Origin of the sequence: Pseudomonas meliae, assembly GCF_001400515.1 — a bacterium.
Taxonomy (GTDB): Bacteria; Pseudomonadota; Gammaproteobacteria; order Pseudomonadales; family Pseudomonadaceae; genus Aquipseudomonas; species Aquipseudomonas amygdali.
Map to the genome: position 1 here is coordinate 1 of NZ_LJQT01000184.1, position 1417 is coordinate 1417.

Sequence of the window (1417 nt, forward strand, 5' to 3'; positions counted from 1 at the left end):
TGTTCTAACCCGGAGCGAGCTGCACTTGACCCTGGTGATGAAACCGAAACGGCGTTGCTTGCCACACAGCAGGTTCATCTATCCAGGAGGTCGACTCAATGCATCGTCCTATCACCGCAGGCCATACCACCTCACGTCTCATCCTAGATCAGTTAAAACAAATATCACGTACCCCATCGGAAAGTAGCGCGCAATCAGCACTTTCTCAGCAAGCAAGCATGAGCAGCCCAGTTTTGGAGCGGTCGAAAAGTGCGCCAGCTTTATTGACTGCGGCACAGCGCACGATGCTTGCACAAGTGGGAGCCTGTAACTCTCATCTGACCTCAGACGAAAACATGGCCATCAATGAACTGAGATTACACAAGCCCCGGTTACCTAAGGATACGTGGTTTTTCACTGATCCTAACAAGGACCCGGATGATGTCGTGACCTACACCTTGGGCAAGCAATTGCAGGCTGAGGGCTTTGTGCACATCACGGACGTAGTGGCAACACTGGGTGATGCTGAAGTTCGCTCTCAACGTGCCGAGATGGCCAAAGGCGTGTTCAACAAGCTTGAGTTGCATGACGTGCATGTGTCGCGTGGTCGGGATTACGCAATGAATTTGCTTCAGTCGAAGGAACATGCCAAATTTTTACTGGAAGGTCATGCTTTAAGGGCTGGACCTGGTGAAATACACCGCGACAGCTTGCAGGACATGAGCAGGCGCCTGGCCCGTGCGCCACATGGAGTCGGTATTGTCGTAATTGCAGGCATGAGTGATATCAATGCTCTCATCACTACCTGCCCGGATATGGTGCGCGAACGGGTTGATGACATAACCATCATGGGCGGCGTCGAGCCTTTAAAGGACGCAGATGGTTTTGTACAGCCTGATGCACGCGCTTACAACAATGCGACCGACATGGACGCTGCGCGCAGTCTTTATCGAAAAGCGCAGGAGCTTGGCATTCCACTTCGTATAGTGACAAAGGAGGCGGCCTATAAAACGGCGGTTTCGCCTTCATTTTACGAAGGGATAGCGGGGAGCGGACATCCAGTAGGCCACTATCTGAGAGACGTTCAGAAGAGTGCGTTGAAAGGCCTCTGGGAAGGTATTCAAGCTGGATTGCTTCCCGGGTTGGATGACTCATGGTTCTTTCGGACGTTCATGCCGAATGCACAGATTGAAGCAGCACAACTGGATAAAAATAAAGAGAGTTCGTTTGAAGATATCTGGCCTAAGGTGACGAAGCTAAACCTGTATGATCCTCTGACATTACTGGCCTCAGTGCCAGGGGCGGCAAAACTGCTATTTAAACCAAAAGCTATACACACAGAAGGATTTGGTGTTGTAGAGCAAGTAGGTCCAGATGATGTGACGCATCCAGAGAAAGCAAAGTTATTGATGTCCGCTTTAGCCAAATCTGCGCTTGC

Annotated in this window: 1 protein-coding gene; it reads left to right on the forward strand. The window is 50.8% G+C overall.

Annotated features, from left to right (window positions below; all coding sequences use genetic code 11):
* Window positions 1-218 precede the first annotated feature (218 nt).
* A partial coding sequence (gene hopQ1-1, locus ALO64_RS08330; protein ID WP_054991691.1) for a type III secretion system effector HopQ1-1 occupies window positions 219-1417 on the forward strand: 1199 nt, incomplete at its 3' end.